The organism is Micrococcus sp. Mcc89, assembly GCF_024519795.1.
GTDB classification, from domain to species: domain Bacteria; phylum Actinomycetota; class Actinomycetes; order Actinomycetales; family Micrococcaceae; genus Micrococcus; species Micrococcus luteus.
In genome coordinates this window covers 57,328-76,739 of the sequence record NZ_JALJRI010000117.1, presented here as the reverse complement: position 1 = coordinate 76,739, position 19,412 = coordinate 57,328, and the positions used below count along the sequence as shown (strand labels likewise).

Annotated in this window: 16 protein-coding genes and 1 pseudogene; 6 read left to right on the top strand and 11 right to left on the bottom strand. The window is 69.6% G+C overall.

All coding sequences use genetic code 11. From position 1 onward, the window contains the following. Position 1: 1 nt before the first annotated feature. From NR072_RS10995 to NR072_RS10975, 5 genes and pseudogenes are all read right to left on the bottom strand, one after another. Complete coding sequence (locus NR072_RS10995) at positions 2-754, bottom strand: hypothetical protein (RefSeq protein ID WP_061873090.1); 753 nt, start codon at positions 752-754, stop codon at positions 2-4. Positions 755-760: 6 nt separating this feature from the next. Then, positions 761-1,357, bottom strand: coding sequence for a DinB family protein (locus NR072_RS10990; protein ID WP_061867699.1), 597 nt, complete (start codon positions 1,355-1,357; stop codon positions 761-763). A gap of 23 nt (positions 1,358-1,380) precedes the next feature. Beyond that, on the bottom strand, positions 1,381-1,722 hold the full coding sequence (locus NR072_RS10985) for an alpha/beta fold hydrolase (protein WP_231862115.1): 342 nt from the start codon (positions 1,720-1,722) through the stop codon (positions 1,381-1,383). 202 nt (positions 1,723-1,924) lie between these two features. Continuing rightward, positions 1,925-3,145: a Fic family protein gene (locus NR072_RS10980; RefSeq protein ID WP_061873091.1), complete on the bottom strand. Its 1,221-nt coding sequence runs from the start codon at positions 3,143-3,145 to the stop codon at positions 1,925-1,927. Positions 3,146-3,212: 67 nt separating this feature from the next. Further along, positions 3,213-3,488, bottom strand: a pseudogene (locus NR072_RS10975) (GNAT family N-acetyltransferase); the annotation flags it as partial. A gap of 110 nt (positions 3,489-3,598) precedes the next feature. On the opposite strand from NR072_RS10975, the gene NR072_RS11520 reads away from it, so the two are divergent. Beyond that, the gene (locus tag NR072_RS11520) at positions 3,599-4,780 is read left to right on the top strand and encodes a GNAT family N-acetyltransferase (protein WP_061873092.1); all 1,182 of its coding nucleotides are present in this window, start codon (positions 3,599-3,601) and stop codon (positions 4,778-4,780) included. A 184-nt stretch (positions 4,781-4,964) separates the two neighbouring features. On the opposite strand, the gene NR072_RS10960 is transcribed toward NR072_RS11520, so the two are convergent. Further along, a complete protein-coding gene (locus NR072_RS10960) occupies positions 4,965-5,414 on the bottom strand; it encodes a hypothetical protein (RefSeq protein WP_061867715.1) in 450 nt (149 codons plus the stop codon). 313 nt (positions 5,415-5,727) lie between these two features. On the opposite strand from NR072_RS10960, the gene NR072_RS10955 reads away from it, so the two are divergent. The 3 genes from NR072_RS10955 to glpK all read left to right on the top strand — a co-directional run bounded on the left by NR072_RS10955 (position 5,728) and on the right by glpK (position 9,830). After that, positions 5,728-7,503 (top strand): glycerol-3-phosphate dehydrogenase/oxidase, encoded by a 1,776-nt coding sequence (locus NR072_RS10955; protein WP_061867695.1) that lies wholly within the window; start codon positions 5,728-5,730, stop codon positions 7,501-7,503. Then, positions 7,481-8,203, top strand: coding sequence for an MIP/aquaporin family protein (locus tag NR072_RS10950; RefSeq protein WP_061867694.1), 723 nt, complete (start codon positions 7,481-7,483; stop codon positions 8,201-8,203). The genes NR072_RS10955 and NR072_RS10950 overlap by 23 nt, the downstream gene beginning before the upstream one ends. 94 nt (positions 8,204-8,297) lie before the next feature. After that, a complete protein-coding gene (gene glpK / locus NR072_RS10945) occupies positions 8,298-9,830 on the top strand; it encodes a glycerol kinase GlpK (protein ID WP_061867693.1) in 1,533 nt (510 codons plus the stop codon). Positions 9,831-10,039: 209 nt separating this feature from the next. Here the strand turns inward: glpK and NR072_RS10940 are convergent, their stop codons facing one another. From NR072_RS10940 to NR072_RS10920, 5 genes are all read right to left on the bottom strand, one after another. Then, positions 10,040-10,576, bottom strand: a complete 537-nt coding sequence (locus tag NR072_RS10940; RefSeq protein ID WP_061873093.1) for a hypothetical protein — start codon at positions 10,574-10,576, stop codon at positions 10,040-10,042. Between the two features lie 52 nt (positions 10,577-10,628). Next, entirely contained in the window at positions 10,629-11,411 is a 783-nt protein-coding gene (locus tag NR072_RS10935) for a GIY-YIG nuclease family protein (protein WP_061867691.1), read from the bottom strand. A 215-nt stretch (positions 11,412-11,626) separates the two neighbouring features. Continuing rightward, entirely contained in the window at positions 11,627-15,052 is a 3,426-nt protein-coding gene (locus tag NR072_RS10930) for a DEAD/DEAH box helicase family protein (RefSeq protein WP_228070676.1), read from the bottom strand. A 54-nt stretch (positions 15,053-15,106) separates the two neighbouring features. Further along, entirely contained in the window at positions 15,107-16,189 is a 1,083-nt protein-coding gene (locus NR072_RS10925; protein ID WP_084776584.1) for a restriction endonuclease subunit S, read from the bottom strand. Then, positions 16,186-17,658 (bottom strand): class I SAM-dependent DNA methyltransferase, encoded by a 1,473-nt coding sequence (locus NR072_RS10920; protein WP_002857768.1) that lies wholly within the window; start codon positions 17,656-17,658, stop codon positions 16,186-16,188. The genes NR072_RS10925 and NR072_RS10920 overlap by 4 nt, the downstream gene beginning before the upstream one ends. Positions 17,659-17,757: 99 nt before the next feature. Between NR072_RS10920 and NR072_RS10915 the strand changes: the two genes are divergently transcribed. Both NR072_RS10915 and NR072_RS10910 read left to right on the top strand, forming a co-directional pair. Continuing rightward, complete coding sequence (locus NR072_RS10915) at positions 17,758-18,906, top strand: ImmA/IrrE family metallo-endopeptidase (RefSeq protein ID WP_002857770.1); 1,149 nt, start codon at positions 17,758-17,760, stop codon at positions 18,904-18,906. Next, positions 18,903-19,406 (top strand): DUF4411 family protein, encoded by a 504-nt coding sequence (locus NR072_RS10910; protein WP_002857771.1) that lies wholly within the window; start codon positions 18,903-18,905, stop codon positions 19,404-19,406. Before NR072_RS10915 ends, NR072_RS10910 begins: the two co-directional genes overlap by 4 nt. Positions 19,407-19,412: the final 6 nt, after the last annotated feature.

Below are 19,412 nucleotides of genomic sequence, written 5' to 3'. Positions count from 1 at the left end.
CTCACTCCTCGTCGGGCGCCCGGTCCTCCGCGTCGGCGATGACGTCCTCCAGAGCCCGCAGGTGGGGCTCGGCGTCGTCCCCGGCGCCCAGGTCGGCCAGCGCGAGGCGGAGGGCCTCGAGCAGCTCGCCGGCCTCCGGGTCCGCGGCGGCGGAACTCCAGCTCTCCCGCCAGGGCTCCTGGGTGGCGCCCTGCTGCTCCAGGAAGATGAGCCGCTCGACGTCGTCGGCCGGGATCTCGAGTTCCTCACCCCACGCCTGCATGGTCTCCACGTACGTGGCGTACTTGCGGGGGTAGGTCCAACCGCCGCCGATCCGGACGTCGACGTCCTTCGCATGCTCGGCGAACCAGGCGCGCACCACGGAGTCGAGGACGGGGGCGATGTCGGACTCCCGGTGGGCCTTGGTGAGGAAGTAGAGGTACTTGGTGCCGAAGGCCGCGCCGAGGTGCTTGATGCAGCCGACCCCGCTCTTGCGCTGCTGCCGGATGTGCTCGAAGGCCGCGGGCCCGCCCTGCTCGAGGGTGATGCGGGTGACGTCGGCGAGCTGCTCCTCGAACCCGGGCTGCGTCATGATGCGCTCCACCCGGGAGGGGCCGTAGCCGACCCGTCCGTATCCCCACACCATCGCGGCGATGAAGGCGTCCCGCTGCACGGCGCGGTCCTCGGCGGTCACCTTCGCGGCGTAGCCGGTGACGACGGCGCGGGTCAGCGGCTCGCGCTCGAGGCAGGCGGGCAGGTCGGGCACGGGAGGCATGTGCCTTCAGTTCCGGCCCGGCCCGCCGCTCCCCTCCGCGATGGCGGTCAGACGGTCCACGTGGGCGGCCCAGCGGTCGGCGTCCCACGGGGGCAGGTTGTTCCCCGAGGCGCGCAGGCCGGCCTGCCCGTCGATCTGCTCCCGCAGGATGTCCGCGTGGCCGGCGTGCCGGGCCTCGTCCAGGGCGACGTGCGCGATGATCTGCGCGAGCGTGACCTCCGCCTTGTCGTCGGGCCACCACGCCACCCGCCCGGGGGCGTCGGCGCCGAGGGCCGTGATGGTCGCGTCCGCGTGTGCGAAGCAACGGCGGGCGAACTCGAGGACGTCCTCGAGGGACTCACCCTCGGCGGCGAACATGTCCACGTTGTCCTCCTCCGGCCGCCCCGCCGCCGCCCAGGGCAGCTGCACCTCGGCGGGGCGGCCGAACGTCTCGCCGAAGTACTCCAGCTCGACGACGGCGGCGTGCTTGACCAGTCCCAGCAGGTTGGTGCCGGTGGGAGTGCGCGGCAGGCGGGCGTCGCGCTCGCTGAGGCCCTCGAGCTTCTGGACGAGGGCCGCACGCTGGCGGCGCAGCCCGTCGTGGAGGATCTGCTTGTGGTCCATGAGGTGATCCTGCCCCAGAGCAATCAGGCCGCGAACCCCCGCACGAGCTCAGCCACCCGCTCCGGCGCGTCCAGGTGCACGTCGTGCCCCGCGCCGGGCACCTGCACGTGCCGCACCTCCGGGCGCCGCAGCCGCATCTCGTCCAGCTCTCCGGCGGGCACGTACCCGTTTTCCCCGGTGATCAGCAGGGTTGGCGCGGCGATCTGCCCCCATTCCTCCCACCGGGGCCGCTCGTGGACGGGCCGCAGGGCGGCCTCCAGCACGTCGACGTCGAAGCGTGGCACCCAGCCGGCATCGACGTCCCGGGTGGTGCGCGGGGAGTACGCGGTTGCGGGCGACCTCGCCCCTGGCTGGCCGTTGCACACCGCGCGGCTGACGCTGCGCCCGTACCGGGAGGACGGCCTCGCCGGCCCTGCCGGATCGGTGTCCCAGCTGGACCTGGGGTTCGAGACGTACGGCCTGCACCGGGTGGTGGCGCAGATGGACGCCCGCAACCCGACGCCCGCCCGGATGGCCGGGGCACTACATACGGCACTGAGGCTGGTCAACCCTGTAGACCGCCCCCGGTCAACCCCGCCGGCCCGCACGCGCGGCGAACTCGTCCAGACAGGTGAGCACCTCGGTGGCCAGCCACACCCGGTTCCGACGCTGAGCGGACGCGGCCTGCAGAGCGCCGGCCTCGACAAGCTGGTCCACGGCCCGCTGGGCGGCCGGGCGCGAGACACCCAGCGCCTGGGCCAGGTGGTCCACGGTCACGGCGGGTTGCGCGATGATCACCGCGAGCGCCCGCCAGACCGCCGCGTCCCGCCGGGCGGTGAGCCGCTCGCGCCAGCCGGTCAGGGCCTCGTCCAGGTCCGCGACGAGCTCTCGGCCGTTGCCGACGGCGGCCAGGGCGGCCTGCGCGAAGCGGCGCACGATGGGCGCGGGGTCGCCGTCGCGGTAGGCGGTGAGGGCGTCGAAGTATCCGGCCGTGTCCGTGAGGAGTCCCGCTGAGAGGGGCACCCCCATACGGGTGATCGCGCCGGCCCGGCGCAACACGGCGTGCACGAGGACGCGCCCGGTGCGGCCGTTGCCGTCCGCGAACGGGTGGATGGTCTCGAACTGGGCGTGCGCGATGGCGGCCTGCACGAGGGCGGGCACGTCCGTGCGTCGCAGGTAGGCGAAGAGATCGTCCATCCCGGCACGCAGGCGCTCCGGGTGGGGCGGGACGAACTGCGCCGTGTGCGGCGTGGGCGCCCCGCCCCCGATCCACCCCTGCGCATCGCGGTAGGCGCCCGGCCGGGCATGCTCCTGACCGTCCATGAGGGCACGATGGGCGGCCAGCAGGGCGGGCTCGTCCAGGTCGGCAGCCAGCCGGGAAGCAGCGCCCATGGCCCTCACGTTCGCCGCCACGAGCGCTGCGTTCGGGCGGGTGCGTTCGCCGAGAGTCGCCAGGGCGAGGGCTCGCGCGCCCGCCGTGATGTGCTCGATCTGCGAGGAGGACGCGGACTCAGTGCGCAGGAGCACCGCGTCGATCGGGGCGATCTCGCCGGTGAGCCCCGGGAGGGCGTGGCTGATCTCGGCGTCGAAGCGCACGACGGCGGCCGTCGCCTCCTCGACCTCGGTCGCCAGATCAGAGGGCAGGTCGAGCCCGAGGCGGGCGATACGGGCGGGGAGCGCGGCTCGATATGGGCCTGCTGCACGCACGCGAGCGCGGCGGGTGAGGACGCCGGCGTCGTCGGGGTCCGCGGTCCAGGGGCGCTGTTCCCAGCCGACGGCCCACGGGGTCGGGCGCGGATCGTTGCTCATGCCACAACCTTACGCAACGTTATGTCTAGAGCGTTGCGTACTTCTGGGCGTCTGAGGTGGAAAGCCGTCAGCCCCGGGCCCGATGCTCCGAGGCGAGCATCGCGTAAGTGACGCCGTCCACCCAGCCGCGGGTGCGGTGCAGTGACTCCTCCTTGAAGATGCCCTCGTGGCGCAGGCCGACCTTCTCCATCACGCGCGGGATGGGCGCGTTGTCCGCGAAGGCGTGAGCCTCCACGGGTCGGACGCCGAGGCCCGCGAAGGCGAGGTCCAGCAGGGCACAGGCCAGCTCGGTGGCGTGGCCCCGGCCGGCGTGGGCCGGGGCTATGGTCCAGCCGATCTCGGCCTGCGCGTCCCGGGCTTCCTCGCGCGGCGCGCCGCGAGGTCGAGGAGGGGCGTGGCCATGGGGTCACGGCAACGGGCGGCGGTGACGTCCCCTCCCCTACTCTCGGCCCCATGGACGTCACCTTCACTCCACTCGACCCGGCAGGCGCCGACCGGGACGCGCTCGTCGCCCTGCTCACCGAGAACGCGTGGCCGTTCCACACGCGCCCGCGCGTCACCCGGCCGGAGGCGGAGAAGGCCGTCGATGGCGGCGCCTGGGAGGATGAGGACCACCGCACCTTCTGGATCGACCACGCCGAGCACGGCCGCGTCGGCGTGGTGCGCCTGGAGGACCTCACGGACCCCACCCCCTTGTTCGACCTGCGCGTGGCGGAGCGGTTCCGCGGGCGCGGGCTCGGCGCGCAGATCCTCACCGCGCTCACCCGGCTCGTGTTCGAGTCGATGCCCGCGGTGGACCGCTTCGAGGGCCAGACCCGCGAGGACAACGTGCCCATGCTGCGCACCTTCCGCCGGGCCGGCTGGGTGAAAGAGGCGCACTACCGGCGCGGCTGGCCGGTGGAGGGCGGGGAGCCGCTGGCGTCGGTGGCCTACGCAATGTTGCGCCAGGACTGGGCGTCCGGCACGACGACGCCGGCCCCCACCGACGTCGACGCCCCGCCTCCGGCGGGGCGCAAGGAGGGCGCGGCTGCGGGCGGCCGCGCCCCTGACTGGCCGTTGCCCACCGCGCGGCTGACGCTGCGACCGCACCGGGAGGACGACTTCGGCTGGTTGCAGGAGATGTACACGCAGCCCGAGGTGGTGCGCCACCTGCTGGACGAGCCCTGGGACGAGGCGACCGCGCGAGCGAAGCTGGCCAAGCGGATCACGTGGGACGACCTCGGCGGCCCGTCCGGGGCGGTGTCCCTGGTGGTGGAGCACGCGGGCGTCCCCGTGGGTGACGTGATCCTGTGGCTGACGGACCGCGAGCGCGGTGTCGCGGAGATCGGCTGGGCACTGGATCCGCGGCATGCCGGTCAAGGCTTCGCCCGGGAGGCCGCGGCTGCGCTGCTGGACCTGGGGTTCGAGACGTCTGGCCTGCACCGGGTGGTGGCACAGATGGATGCCCGCAACACGGCGTCCGCCCGACTGGCCGAGACGCTCGGGATGCGTCGAGAGGCACACCACCGGCAGGACCTGTGGAGTAAGGGCGAGTGGACGGACACCCTCGTCTACGCGATGCTCGCGAGCGACCGGGGAGGTGGGGGGGCCATCTATGACGGCGAAGGCAACGTCAGCTCCGGAAGAACCGCCTAGGACCCCGTGGCGAAAGAGAAATCCCCCACGTGCGCATCGTGGAGAGGCGTGGGGGATGCGGTGATGTGAACGTTCGCATCCATGCGCACCGAGGTCGGCGTGTCGGGGGCAATCCGTGCCGCCGAACGGACTTCTACGCTCACCCCATGTAGCTCGAGACCGTGAGGGGATGGACTCGCGAGGCTCACCAGGTGTGCGGACCGAGGTCCTCGAGGATCTCCAGGTCGAGAAGCCACTCGTCAGGGCGGGGAGTCTCGGGGAGCACCGGCTCGTAGGCGCCGACATAGACGACCTCCCCCAAGCCGAGGCCGGTGGCCTCCTCCGGCTCAAGGACCGTCAGGTCAGCGTGGCCGGGGACGCGGTCGATCTCGGCGAGCCGCCCCGAGGGCCACACCTCGTGTGCCGCCCTCACCACGGCCCGCACACGACGCAACGGGATCGACCCGGCGGGGCTGCCGTCGTCGTGATGGGTGACGACCCAGCCTGCAGAGACCAGGGGCCCAGCCTGACTCACTCCCCGGGAGGGCAGCAGGATCAGCTCGTGGACTTCCCCCACGGCGATCGGGTCACCGCAGCATTCCTGCTCCCAGTCCGAGAGCGAGGCGCGGCCGACGGCGCCGACGGTGATGTCCATGGTCGGAGTGTAGGGGCGGGGCCTCACCCGTGGGTACGCGTCACCCGGGGCGCTCCGCCCTCGTTCCAGCGGAACAGGGTGAGGTGCCACAGTCCGGGGACCGTGCGAGACGGGCCACCTCCACGCGCACCGACGTGGCCCTGTGCGAGCGGCTCGGGTTCCGCGAGACCGTACCCGGCGCGTGGGCACCCGCGACCCGGGAGTGACATCATGGACCTCGGCTCGCGCTGATACCGGATCTCGTGATATGACACCAGGTATCGTGAGCCACGCCACTACACTGTGCCTCCACCGATAAAGGAGCAATCCCTCCATGCCGACCCTGCGAACCGTCTCCCTCTCCGCCGCCACGCGGGAGGATCACCTCGCCCGCCTCCGGGCGACCAGCCCGGAGGCCCCCCTCGACATCCTGGTCGTGGGCGGCGGCTCCACCGGCGTGGGCGCCGCGTTCGACGCGGCCACCCGCGGCCTCGACGTGGGCATCGTCGAGGCCCGCGACTGGGCCTCCGGGACCTCGTCCCGCTCCTCCCGCCTCATGCACGGTGGCCTGCGCTACCTCGAGATGCTGGACGTCAAGCTGGTGTACGAGGCGCTGCGGGAGCGCGACCTGCTGCTCACCCAGACCGCGCCCCACCTGGTGCGTCCCCTGCGCTTCGTCTTCCCGTTCTTCCACAAGGTGATCGACCGCGGCTTCATCGGCGCCGGCGTCACCATGTACGACGCCATGCAGTCGCTCGGCCGCCGCCGCGCGATGGGCGCGCACCGCCATCTCAGCCGCCGCTCCATGGCCGCGACCTTCCCCTCCCTCGACGACGAGAAGATCGTCGGCGCGGTCGAGTACGCCGACGCCCAGTTCGACGACGCCCGCCTGGCCATGATGCTCGTGCGCTCCGCCGTGGACCACGGCGCCGTGGCCGCCAACTACACCGCCGTCACCGACTACCTGCGCGGCGACGACGGCCGTGTGCAGGGCGTGCGTGTCCGCGAGGAGACCTCCGGCGAGGAGTTCGACGTGCACGCGCGCGCCGTGATCCTGGCCGGGGGCGTGTGGACCCAGGAGCAGCAGGAGCTGGCCGGGGCCGACGGCGGCCTCGAGGTGCTCGCCTCCAAGGGCGCCCACATCACCGTCCCGCGCGACCGCATCCGCGCCGACGCCGCCACCGGCGTGATCACCAAGACGGAGAAGTCCGTGCTGTTCCTCATCCCGTGGGACGAGTACTGGGTGATCGGCACCACGGACACCCCGTGGGCGGAGGACGTGGCCCATCCGGCCACCACCGCGGACGACATCGACTACATCCTCGAGCACGCCAACGCGGTGCTGAAGGAGGACCTCACGCGTGACGACGTGATCGCCACGTACGCCGGCCTGCGCCCGCTCCTGCAGCCGGTCACCGGATCCGACGGCGGCTCCACCAAGATCTCCCGTGAGCACACCGTCACCGAGGTGGCCCCCGGCCTCACCGCCGTGGCCGGCGGCAAGTGGACCACGTACCGGGCCATGGCCGAGGACGTCGTGGACTTCGTGGTGCGCGAGACCCACCCGACCCGTCCCAGCCTCACCGAGCACATCCCCGTGCTCGGCGGCCTCGGCTACTCGGAGATCGAGGCGGAGGCGGACCGCATCGCCGCCGACTACGGCCTGGACGAGGCCCGCGTGGACCGGCTCCTGTTCCGCTACGGCACCGTGCTGCGCCACGTGCTCGACCTGATCGACGCCGACCCGTCCCTGAGCGTCCCTCTCGCCGAGGCGCCGCGCTACCTGCGCGCCGAGATCGTCCACGCCGCCCGGGCCGAGGGCGTCGTCCACCTGGACGACGTCATCGAGCGCCGCACGCGCCTGTCCACCGAGGTCCGTGACCGCGGCGTCGCGGCGGCCGCGGAGATCGCGTCCCTCGTGGCCCCCGAGCTGGGCTGGGATGAAGAGCGCATCGCCGGTGAGATCCGGGCGTACAAGGACCTCGTCGCCGCCCGCCTCCGCGGCGAGACCGCCCACGACGACGTCACCGCCGCCGCCGCGCTCGCAGCTGCCGACGCCGCCCCCGTCCACGGAAAGGAGCCCGTCCATGGGCACGATCTTCCTGCATGAGATCGCCGGCACGGCCATCCTCCTCCTGCTCGGCGTCGGCGTCGTCGCCAACGTCGTCCTGACGAAGACCAAGGGCAACGGCGGAGGCTGGCTGCTCATCAGCTTCGGCTGGGGGCTGGGCGTCTTCGCGGGCGTCTACGTCGCTGCCGCGACCGGTGCGCACCTGAACCCCGCCGTGACCGTCGGCCTGCTCGTCAGCGGCGCCGAGGAGTACGCCCCCGGCATCGCCGTGACCCTCGGCACCACGCTCGCGTACTTCGCGGCGCAGCTGATCGGCGCCTTCCTCGGCGCGGCCCTGGCCTGGCTGGCCTACCGCGACCACTACCAGGCGGAGACGGACCAGGGCGCGATCCTGGGCACGTTCGCCACAGGTCCCGAGATCCGCAACCCGCTGTGGAACATGGTCACCGAGGTGATCGCCACGTTCGTCCTGGTGTTCGTGGTCCTGCTCTTCGGCTCCACCCCCTCCGGGCTCGGCCCGCTCGCGGTGGCCCTGCTCGTCGTCGCGATCGGCGCGAGCCTGGGCGGCCCCACGGGGTACGCCATCAACCCGGCGCGCGACCTGGGCCCCCGCCTGTTCCACGCTGTCGCGCCGATCCGGCACAAGGGCGGCTCGGACTGGGGCTACGCCTGGGTGCCGATCGTCGGCCCGCTCGTCGGCGCCGTCCTGGCCGGCCTCGCCGCGCCTCTGTTCGTCTGAGCGGTCTGCCCGTCCAACCCCGGCGGGCACGTTCCCCGTCGGGAACGTGCCCGCCACCCCCACACCCCCGTGACCACCTCCGAAGGAGTAGGACATGACCACCCCCCGCTACGTGATGGCCATCGACCAGGGCACCACGTCCACGCGCGCGATCCTCTTCGACCACAGTGGGGCCATCGTGTCCACTGGTCAGCGCGAACACGAGCAGATCTTCCCGCGCGCCGGCTGGGTGGAGCACGACCCGGTGGAGATCTGGACGAACACCCGCGAGGTCATCGGGGAGGCCCTGGCCCGCGCCGAGGTGACCCGACACGACGTCGCCGCCGTGGGCATCACGAACCAGCGTGAGACCACCGTGGTGTGGGACCGCAACACCGGCAAGCCGGTGTACAACGCCATCGTGTGGCAGGACACCCGCACCGACCACCTCTGCGAGCGCCTGGCCGGCGACGTCGGCGCGGACCGCTACAAGGAGCGCGTCGGGCTGCCCCTGGCCACGTACTTCTCCGGCCCCAAGGTGGCCTGGATTCTGGAGAACGTGGACGGTGCCCGGGAGGCCGCCGAGAACGGCGACCTCATCTTCGGCACCACGGACTCGTGGCTCGTGTGGAATCTCACCGGCGGCGGCGAGGGTGGCCGGCACGTCACCGACGTCACCAACGCCTCCCGCACCATGCTGATGAACCTGGACACCCTCGACTGGAACGAGGAGATCTGCGCGGACATGGGCATCCCGATGTCCATGCTTCCGGAGATCGTCAGCTCCTCCGCCGAGGTGGGCACCGTATCCGGCCAGCAGCTGCTGCGCGAGACGCCGATCACCGGCATCCTGGGCGACCAGCACGCGGCGACCTTCGGCCAGGCGTGCTTCGAGGTCGGCCAGGCCAAGAACACGTACGGCACCGGCAACTTCATGCTGATCAACACCGGCGAGGAGCCGGTGCACTCGGACAACGGCCTGCTCACCACGGTGGCGTACCGCATTGGCGACCAGAAGCCGGTGTACGCGCTGGAGGGCTCGATCGCCGTCACCGGCTCGCTGATCCAGTGGCTGCGGGACAACCTCGGGATGATCGGCAGCGCCCCGGAGGTCGAGACCCTGGCCGCCGGCGTGGAGGACAACGGCGGCGTCTACTTCGTCCCCGCGTTCTCCGGCCTCTTCGCCCCGCACTGGGACGCCGCGGCCCGCGGCGCCATGGTGGGCATGACCCGTTACGTCAACAAGGGGCACATCGCCCGCGCGGCGCTCGAGGCCACCGCCTTCCAGAGCCGCGAGGTCCTGGACGCCATGAACGCGGACTCCGGCGTGGACCTCACCGAACTGAAGGTCGACGGTGGCATGGTCGCCAACGAGCTGCTCATGCAGTTCCAGGCGGACCTGCTGCGCGTGCCCGTCGTGCGCCCCAAGGTCATCGAGACCACCGCTCTCGGCGCCGCCTACGCCGCAGGCCTGGCGGTGGGGTTCTGGGCGTCCCAGGACGAGCTCGTGGCCAACTGGGAAGAGGACAAGCGCTGGGAGCCCACCATGGACGAGGAGGAGGCTGAGCGCGCCCTGCGGCTGTGGAAGAAGGCCGTGGAACGCTCCCGCGACTGGGTCGACGAGGACGTCGAGTCGGCCCAGAGCTGAGCCGTCCGATCCGTAGGCCGGTCCGGCCGGCCCCGTGCGCCCCGTGCGCCCCGGGCCGGTCCGGGCCGACCCGGCCCCTCCGGAAGGACCCCGAGCAGCACTACCCCCTCGTCGGCCGCCTGCGCGCGGAGCGGGGCGGAGTCGGTGCCGTTGCCATCGGCGCAGTGGCCAGGCCCGAGGCGCCCGGCTGCTCCGACGTCAAGCTGTCCTCACCCAGGGCGTCCTCTTCCCCCGCCGCTTCCGCCCAAGGCGGCGGTGGCCAGGCAGGCGAAGTAGTCCGCATCCACGTGTCGGCCGTCCTTGATGGCGCTCCGATGTGGAATCTCCTCGGAGATGTTCTCCTCGTCCGCGTTGTTCGCCGAGGCCACCACCCTTTCGAGGCCAGCCACCTCGGGCCGGAGTTCGCGCGCCCGTCGTCGCATCCTGCCCTCGCCGGTCCACTCATGGGTGCGTTCGGTGAGGGCGTCGAATGGGTTCTCACACGCCGACAATCGGCGTGCTCGTTCGACGACGTTGGACGCCAGGATGCCCCGGAGCATCGTCGTCTTGCCGGTTCCGGGGAGGCCGTTCACGCCCATCAGACCTGACCCGCCCGCCTCGACGACCTCGGCCCGCGCGACGACATCAATGCGGGCGGCTTGCTGGTGCCCCGTGTGCTCGTGGGCGGTCACATTCGAGGAACTCAGCGGTGGCTGCAGTGCCGGGATGGCGCGCTTGTCCTCCTCCCCGAGGCTCGGCGCGGGCATTCCATCCCCCCCGTCTGCCCTTCGCTCTCTCCCCCAGGACAACGACGTCCGTTCAGTTCCGGTTCAGCCCGAACCGGCGCGTCATCAGAGCGTCCTTGTAGTGCTTCTCCGCGGCGTCGATCTGGGCCTGCGGGGTATTGGAGCCGAACACGCGCAACAGGCTGAACGTGTACCGCTCCGGTTGGGCGGGGTCGAGCTCCAGGGCATCCCGGAGGGCGACGTTCCCGCCATGCCCGTCACGGGCGTAGGCCTCCCACCGCCCGAGCACACCACGCTCGCCGTCGGCCTTGCCGACGTAGCACTGGCCCGCGGTCTCGTCGGCGATCAGGTAGATCCCGCGTACGGCCTGCAGGGCGGTGCGCCAGCCTGCGTAGCGGGTCTCGGTCACCATTGACTGCAGGTCCCCGTAGCTGAGCAGCACGTGGTCGAAGCCGGGGAACGCCTCGGTGGTGGGGTCGGCGATCTCCAGGACGGGGAACCGCGACGCCAGGGGGCCGCGCTTGGCCCAGTTCACGGGGTCTGCGGACCACTCCACCACCAGGCGCTCCTCGAGGGAGGCCAACAGCGGCACCGGCGCAACGTCGTAGTACCGGTGCCGCTCCGTGCGCTCAGCCACGGCCTCCCCGCGGTTCTCGTACACGGCGGTGAGGCGAGAACGACGCCCGCCCTCCCCCATGAAGATCAGCCAGTGGCGGGCGGGCTCCTTCGGGAACTTCCCCACGTGGTGCTGCTCCCGCGTGTAGGCGAGCACCCGCTCCGGCGTGGCTGCCGCCCGCGATGGCAGCCCCGACTCCTTGTAGGTGTGGCGGATGGCCAGGATGGTGGATGAACTCATTGACCGGGCCAACGAAAAAAAGACCTCGAGAACCAACGTTTCCTCGCCGGTCTGGCCCACGAGCAAATGCGTGCGGTCCTGAGCACCACGGGCCTAGCCCATTGGCACAGCAGGCATCATCGCAGTCGCCGCCATCACTGGTCCGGATGGGCTCAGACAGATTGGTCAGATGTTGCCCCAGGTCGCTCAGCGCGCCGTCCGCAAGTAGTCCGTCCTCAGGCCACCTTCCCCGCTTCCACCTCGGCCCGCGCCCGCACCTCGGCCAGTACGGCCACCACGGCGTCCGCAGCATCCTGCGGATACACGGCATCGACGCCACCCAGTGCGAGATACGGGTCCTCGTAGAGCCGACCCGGGTCCACCACGCCGTTGCGCACCAGGTCGTCCACGAGCATGCGGGTGAAGCGGATCTGGCGCGTGGTCCACCTGCCCTCGTCCAGGAACGCGGCCAGCGCCTCTTCCGCGGCCCGCCGCTCCAACCCCACAAGACTGCGCACGAAGACGCCCAGCTCGGCGCCGGCGTGCTCACGCACCCAATCCAGCTCCGGCCGGTCAGATCCGCCCGCCGCCACCAGCATGCGACCGAGCTCCTCGAGATCCGTGGCCGTCAGCGGCTGGTTGCCGCGGAGCTTCCGCAACGCCAGGGTGTCCTCCTCGGCGCGCAGGAAGGCCATGGCCTTCTCGCGGTAGCGCTCCCAATTCATGCCCGGCCGTGCCGGCACCACGACCACCTCGTCGATCTCCCCCAGGGTGTCCACGAAGTCCGTGTACACCGGTGAGGAGCTCAGCCTCGGCAGGAACACCACCAGTCCGCGCAGGCTCTCCCGCAGCGCCTCCACGTCAACGACGCCAGCGCCTTCCCACCACAGGTCTTCCGCAACGGAGCGCAGCAGGGACTCTTCCACCTTGACGGCTGGGATAGCCAGCTGACTCAGCAACGCACCCGCGACCTCCTGGACGGATCTGCGGCAACGCTCCGCCAGGGCGGCATCACCGTCCAGGGTGGCCAACTGCCAGCGCAGGGTCACGAGGTCGAAGCGCTTCGCTGCTTCGTCCGGGTCACGCAGCGTGGAGGGCAGTCCGGCCACATGGTCGGCGAGTTCGTCGACATCCTCGGCGGTCACCGCGGCCCACGCATCGGGCTCGGACCAGCGCTCCACGTGGCGCCGGTGCTTGCGCACCAGCAGGTTCTGCATCGGCATGCCCTCCACGTAGGAGTGCAGCCAGGTGGCGTGGGCCTGGCGTACGACGCTGGCCGAGCCCGCCTCCCCATCGCCCTCGCGCGCATCCAGGGCCGCCACAATCCCGGCCCGTGCCTCGAACAACCGCTGGGTAAGGGACTTCTGCACGGAGGACCCCGGCTCGGGGAGATCCTGGTTGAAGTAAGGCAGGTTCTCTCCGAAGTCGAAGACGGTGAAGTTCTTCTTGTCCTGCCCGGGCCCGAACAGATCGGGACACAGGCGGGTGCCGCGGCCGATCATCTGCCAGAACTTGGTCTTGGAGTGGACCACCTTGAACAGCACCAGGTTCACCACCTCAGGGATGTCCACCCCGGTGTCCAGCATATCCACGCTGATGGCGATATGTGGGGCCTTGTCCGAGTCGGAGAAGTCATCCAGCAGTGCGTCGTTGAACGCGGTCTTGCTGGTGATCACCCGTGCGAACGTCCCGCCCAGCTCGGGGAACCGCGCGTTGAATCGACGCTCGATGAAGTCGGCATGATTCTGGTTCTTCGCGAACACGATGGTCTTGCCGAGCCGGTCACCGCCGGCCACCTTCTGACCGCGCTCCATGAGCAGCTCCAGGACCTTGTCCACGGTGTCTTCGTTGAAGAGGAACCTGTTGACCTGCTCGGAGTCCACGCTGTCCGGGGGGCCGTCCTCGCCCCAATCCAGCGCGTCCCACTCGGCCTTCTCCTCGTCGGAGAGGTCGGCGTAACGGATCCCCTGGCGCAGGAACTCCGTCCCCGCGGACACCCCCAGCGGCGGCACCAGGTACCCCTGCTCCACGGCCTCCTCAAGGTCGAAGGCGAAGGTGGGCACCCCGTCCTCGAGGTGGAACAGCCGGTAGGTGTTGTGGTCCACCTCGTCCTTGGGTGTAGCGGTGAGGCCCACCAGCAGGGAGTCGAACCAGTCGAAGATCGCGCCGTACTTCTGATAGACGGAGCGGTGGGCCTCGTCGATGATCACGAGGTCGAAGTACCCGGCGCCGAACCTCCGCGTCCCACCGTCCTGCCCGTCGTGCTCCAGCAGATTGAGCATGGTCGGGTAGGTCGCGGTGTAGACCCGCCCCTCCCCGCGCTTCTCGTCCTGCAGGTTCACGACGGCGGTGTCCGGCAGGTTCGCGGCAAACGCCCGTTTGGCCTGCCGTACCAGGGCCGTCCGGTCCGCGAGGAACAGGACCCGCTTGACCCAGTTCCCCCGAATCAGCTGGTCCACGAGGGCGATGGCGGTCCGGGTCTTGCCGGTGCCGGTGGCCATGACCAGCAGGGCATCGCGCTGGCGGGCGGCGAGGGCCTGCCCGACGGCGGAGATCGCCTCCAGCTGGTATGGCCGTCCCGCGATGTCCACGTTGACCGGCACGTCCGTAAGGTCCTGGCGGACGGTACGCCGCTGGATGAGGCGCTCGAGCTCGTCGGCGGTGAAGAACCCTTCAATCTCACGGGGCGGGTAGCCGCCGGCCTCGCCGAAGGCCGCATCGTCCCAGAACCAGTGGTCATAGCCGTTGGTGTAGAAGATCAGCGGGCGGCGAGCGAACTGCGCTTCAAGGGCGTCAGCGTATCGGCGGGCCTGTTCCTGGCCTTCGAGCGCGCTCTTGGTGGTGCGCTTGGCCTCCACCACGGCCAGGGGCAGACCATCGGCTCCCCAGAGAACGTAGTCCACACGCCCGGTGCCGCCGGGGGTGGGCAACCCGGTGACGGGGTACTCGCGGTCGCGAGCCTGGTCGAGGGGCCACCCGGACTCGGCGAGGAGGAGGTCGATGAAGAGAGAGCGGGTCTCCGCCTCTGCGTAGTCGTAGTCGTGAAGGTCGGGGAGTTCGCTGGTGGTGGCGGCGGCCTGGGCGGCGGCGATCTGCTCCCGCAGGGCCTGGATCTCGGCCTCGTACGCGGCGGCCTGCTGCTCGTTCTGCTCGCGGAGACGGGCGTTGTCCTCGTCCTGCTTCTTGAGCCGGGCAATCACGGCGTCGAGCTGCTCCACGCTCATGGCGGCCTTCTGCGGGGCAAGTGCGTGGTCGAACTGCGCACCGGTGGGCACGGCCTCCGGGTGCGGGCCGTGGTGGAACGCGGCCCAGACGAGCACGTGGAACAGCTCGCGCAGGATGGTGAGGGCGGCGCGGGCATCCAGCACGGAATCCTTGTGAACGGCGTTGTTGCCGGCCTTACGGAGGAAGTTGAGCTTGTCCACCACCGGGCGTCCGGCCAGGCCGGTGAAGGCTACCCCGTTGATGAGGCCGGAGAGGTCGGTCTTGTACGGGTCCTCGAGGCGATGGGTGGCGTAGACGAACTCGACGACCCGTTCGACGCAGCGCCGGGCATAGAACGCGGCCGCGCGCGGGTCGGTGCTCATGTAGCCCTCGGCCTGCGCAGCGTCCTCGTGAGCAACGGGGAGCGCCCGCTCCACCCAGTCCATGTTGCCTGCCATCAACACCCTCTCCGGCAGCTCACCACCGAGCCGCCCACTGTCATCCTGCCGGATTCACAGCTCCCCGCGGAATGCCCTGTGTTGGAGCGACGCGAACAGCTCGTCCTCCAACGCCAGTGCCCGCTCGACACGCGCTCGCTGCACGTCGATCTTCTCGACGACGGCGGCGAATTCTCTCTGCATATCGAAAGACACGTCCGGGATACGCAACTGCAACGTCCGTTTGATGTTGAGGTTGCTGATATTCGTCGTCTTATTGCCAAAGCTTCGCACGGTCGCTTGGACTCTGTCACTGTTGAACCAGGCGTAGAGGAAAGTCGGGTCGACGTCGGGGCCGGGACGAAGCGCTGAAACGAATCCGCCGATAGCCGACGGCTCCGGCAGGGAGTCAACGAAACAGCATTTTCCTACGAGGTTGTAGCTGTTCGCACTGGACACTAAGGTGTCCCCCTCTTGCAGATACTTTGCCTCGTTCTTGATGAGCTCTGCCGGGATGCGAATAAGATCCGAACTGTCCAGGCGCTTCTGCACATTCTTCGTACGCATCACGGGGACACCTGACTCAGCCACATCTTCGGGCTTGAAGGTGACGCCTCGTACGAAAGACGCAAGCTCCGATAGGGGCTGCCCGGGACCGGCCTCCCGGACGCGATCAGCGAACGCCACCTGGACAAGAGCAGCCAGTCGCTCGAGTTGCGCCCGCCGGCGCGACCGCTGCTCGTCAGCCTGGTCCAGAATCGCCGAAATGCGCCTTTGCTCCTTGAGATCAGGAAGCCTAATCGAGAGACGATACACATCATCCCGATTCAATCCTGGCACTGCCGCTGATTTATTCATTCCCTTGAGACCGAGAGCGCTAAGGATCCAATACAGCCACCGAAGATCGACGCCCTCCCCGAGAGGCACCGCCTCGTAGGCAGTATCTATAGGCCAAACATCACCGGGCACCCAGGTGACCGACCCGATTGACCCCTTCCTTCCTACGACAATCGCGGGGCCCGAACTGAGGGCTTGATCATGGAACCCCACGACGCCACTGGAGCCCACGACGGCAACAGGCCCCCCTCGGCGATCACCCTGTTTCAGCGCTTTCCCGTACTTAAGGGAAACAATGTCACCCAGCTTCACCGTCTTCACCGCAGCATCCCCTTGAGCTCCGCAGTCCCAGCGGCAATCTCGGCGTCGAGCTGTTCGAGGTCGACGAGGATCTCCAGCGGGTCCCGGTGCTCGACCTCCTCGATCTCCAACTCCTTGTACCGGTTCAGGGAGAGGTCGTACCCCTGCTCCACGATGTCCGCCTTGGGCACCAGGAAGGACTGCGCGGTCCGCGGCCGGTCCTTCTCTCCTGCCGGGTTCTGCCACCGCTGAACGAGGTCCGGCAGGTCGTTGGCCTCCACCGGCGTGCGCTTGTCGTCCAGCGAGAACCCATCGGCGCGGACGTCGTAGAACCAGACGTCGTCCGTGCTGCCGGGACCGTCGTTGCGGAAGAAGAGGATCGCCGTCGAGACCCCTGCGTAGGGCTTGAACACACCCGCAGGCAACTTCACCACCGCCTGCAGGTGATGGTCCTCCACCAGCATCCGGCGCAAGTCCTTGTGGGCCTTAGACGAGCCGAACAGCACCCCCTCCGGTACGATCACCGCCGCACGACCGCCCGGCTGCAACAGCCGCAGGAACAGGGCCAGGAAGAGCAACTCCGTCTTCTTCGTCTTCACCACGCGCTGCAGGTCAGAGCTGACGCCCTCGGCGTCGAGGGACCCGGCGAACGGCGGATTGGCGAGGATCAAGCTGTATTTGCCAGCGTCGCCGTCGCTAGCACCCTGGGCCAGGGAGTCCCGGTACGCGATGTCCGGGGACTCCACCCCGTGCATGAGCATGTTCATGCTGGCGATGCGCAGCATGGTGCTGTCGAAGTCATATCCGTGGAACATGCGCCGGTTGAAGTGCAGCCGCTGGTTCATGTCAAAGAAAAGTTCCGGGTGTTCCTCCCGCAGATACTCCGACGCGCCGACGAGGAACCCTGCCGTGCCACATGCCGGGTCCACGATCACGTCCTCCGGGGTGGGCGCCGTCATCCGCACCATGAGGTCGATGATGTGCCGCGGCGTGCGGAACTGGCCGTTCCGTCCCGCGGTGGAGAGCTTGGAGAGGAGGTATTCGTACAGGTCACCGGTGGTGTCCCGGTTTGTGAGGGGAAGCTTGTCGATCAGATCCACGGCGGTGGCGAGCATGCGCGCGTTGGGGATGGTGAAGCGGGCGTCTCGCATGTGGTGCGCGTAAGTGGAGTCCTCCCCTCCAATCTGCTGGCCGAGACGGCGCAGGAACGGGAAGACCTCGCGGTCCATGCGGGCGAAGAGTTCGTCCGAGGCGACGTTCTTCAGCTGGTGCCAGCGGAGGTGCTGGTGGTCGGCGTCGAAGATCGTCGTCTCCACCGGTTGGTTCGTGCGGCGCGCCTTGGCCTCGGCTTGCGTCTGTGCCTCATCCAGGCGACGCAGGAACAGCAGGTAGGTGATCTGCTCGATCACCTCAAGAGGGTTGCTGATGCCACCCGTGGCGAAGGCGTCCCAGACGCGGTCAACCTGGTTTTTGAGAGTTCCGGTGATCACGACGCGAGTGTACGGGGTGGGGCTTACAGCGTCCCAGGCGATGACTAGGCTGAACTCAGGGCGACACAAAGCCGCCCCGGCGCAGGAAGGAGGCGGTCGATGTCCACGGTGCGCGTCGACGTAGAGCCGGCCGTCCTGCGCTGGGCCCTCGAACGTGGGGGCATCGACCTGGCCAGCGCCACTACCGCACACCCCGACCTCGAGGCCTGGCTCAGCCGGACGAAGAAGCCCACCATGAAGCAGCTGGAACGGTTCGGGCAGAAGGTCCATGTGCCCTTCGGCATGCTGTTTCTCAGCGCTCCCCCGGCGCCGGCACCCATCCCCATCCCTGACATGCGCACGCCGGGCAGCCAGGGCGTGGGTCACCCCTCCGCCGAGCTGGTGGACGTCCTGCGGGAGTGCCAGCTCCGCCAGGACTGGTACCGGGACCACATGCTCGCCATTGGCGCCAACCCCGTGCCCCTCGTGGGCAGCGCCACGCTCCAGGACGATACAGAGGATGCCGGAACACGCCTCCGGGAGATCCTCCACCTGGACGCCCTGTCCGGCGCCAGTGACGCCTTCCGCAGCGTGCTCGTGGGCGCCTTGGAAGAGGCGGGGGTGCTGGTGATGATCAGCGGCTACGTCGGCAATGAAACCCGAAGGCCCCTAAACCCGGACGAGTTCAGGGGCTTCGCCCTGGCCGACGACCTCGCTCCACTGATCTTCGTCAACGGAACCGAGGCCAAGACCGCCCAGCACTTCACCCTCCTCCACGAGACCGCTCACCTGCTCCTCGGACACAGTGCGCTGTCTGATGCCCGCCCCGGACGCCACGCACCCTACGAGGAGGCCTGGTGCAACCGGGTGGCCGCCGCAGCCCTGGTGCCCCGCGTCGTGCTGGAGCAGCAGCAGGAGCGACTCAGCACTGAGTTCGACGAGGTGGTCGCCGATGTGGCCAAACGCTGCCAGGTGAGCCGCGCCGTCGTGGTTCTCCGGATGAAGACCTGCGGACTGATCACCCCTGCCGCCGCCGACGCGCAGCTCGCAGCGCTGGCCCGCGTCCCCCATCCCCAGACCCCGGCGCCGAAGGGCGGAGGGGGCGATTATTACCGCACCGCCCGCTACCGCCTCGGCGTCCCGTTCACCACCGCCGTGGTAGCCAGCGCCCGGGAAGGCGGAACCAGCTACCGGGACGCGTTCCGCCTGCTGGGAACCCACAAGCGTGAGGTTATGGACACCCTGGCTCAGAAGATGGCGGCCGCATGATGTTCCTGCTCGACGCCAACACCTTCATCACGCCGAAGAACAGTTACTACGGGTTCGATCTCGCCCCGGGGTTCTGGACGTGGCTGGAGCGCGCTCATGCGGCAGGCTGGGTCGCCAGCGTGGAGGCCGTGCGGCAGGAGCTATGCCGGGGCGGGGATGAACTCGCCACCTGGGCGTCAAACCATCCGCAGCTCTTCCTCCCACTCACGTCAGAGGTGCCCCAGCGCATCGGCGAGTTGGCCCAGTGGACCCTGACCCGTCAGCCCGCGTATCAACAGGCCGCGCAGGACGAGTTTCTGGATGACAGCGCCGATCTGCTGTTGGTGGCGCAGGCTGCATGCATGGACGCCACCGTGGTCACCTTCGAGGTGCCCGCCCCTCAGGCGCGCAAGCGCGTGAAAATCCCTGACGCCTGTGCCGCTCTGGAGACCCGCTGCGTCGACCTGTGGGAATGCATGCGCCAGACCAGCCCCCGGTTGACGCTCGACCTCGTGCCCTGAAGAACG

Excerpts from the sequence above, each read along its gene's own strand:
- NR072_RS10915 (WP_002857770.1), top strand. The coding sequence starts at position 17,758 with ATGTCCACGGTGCGCGTCGACGTAGAGCCGGCCGTCCTGCGCTGGGCC.
- NR072_RS10960 (WP_061867715.1), bottom strand. The coding sequence starts at position 5,414 with ATGGACATCACCGTCGGCGCCGTCGGCCGCGCCTCGCTCTCGGACTGG.
- NR072_RS10980 (WP_061873091.1), bottom strand. The coding sequence starts at position 3,145 with ATGAGCAACGATCCGCGCCCGACCCCGTGGGCCGTCGGCTGGGAACAG.
- NR072_RS10910 (WP_002857771.1), top strand. The coding sequence starts at position 18,903 with ATGATGTTCCTGCTCGACGCCAACACCTTCATCACGCCGAAGAACAGT.
- NR072_RS10995 (WP_061873090.1), bottom strand. The coding sequence starts at position 754 with ATGCCTCCCGTGCCCGACCTGCCCGCCTGCCTCGAGCGCGAGCCGCTG.
- NR072_RS10940 (WP_061873093.1), bottom strand. The coding sequence starts at position 10,576 with ATGCCCGCGCCGAGCCTCGGGGAGGAGGACAAGCGCGCCATCCCGGCA.
- NR072_RS10990 (WP_061867699.1), bottom strand. The coding sequence starts at position 1,357 with ATGGACCACAAGCAGATCCTCCACGACGGGCTGCGCCGCCAGCGTGCG.
- NR072_RS10930 (WP_228070676.1), bottom strand. The coding sequence starts at position 15,052 with ATGGCAGGCAACATGGACTGGGTGGAGCGGGCGCTCCCCGTTGCTCAC.
- glpK (WP_061867693.1), top strand. The coding sequence starts at position 8,298 with ATGACCACCCCCCGCTACGTGATGGCCATCGACCAGGGCACCACGTCC.
- NR072_RS11520 (WP_061873092.1), top strand. The coding sequence starts at position 3,599 with ATGGACGTCACCTTCACTCCACTCGACCCGGCAGGCGCCGACCGGGAC.
- NR072_RS10935 (WP_061867691.1), bottom strand. The coding sequence starts at position 11,411 with ATGAGTTCATCCACCATCCTGGCCATCCGCCACACCTACAAGGAGTCG.
- NR072_RS10955 (WP_061867695.1), top strand. The coding sequence starts at position 5,728 with ATGCCGACCCTGCGAACCGTCTCCCTCTCCGCCGCCACGCGGGAGGAT.
- NR072_RS10950 (WP_061867694.1), top strand. The coding sequence starts at position 7,481 with ATGGGCACGATCTTCCTGCATGAGATCGCCGGCACGGCCATCCTCCTC.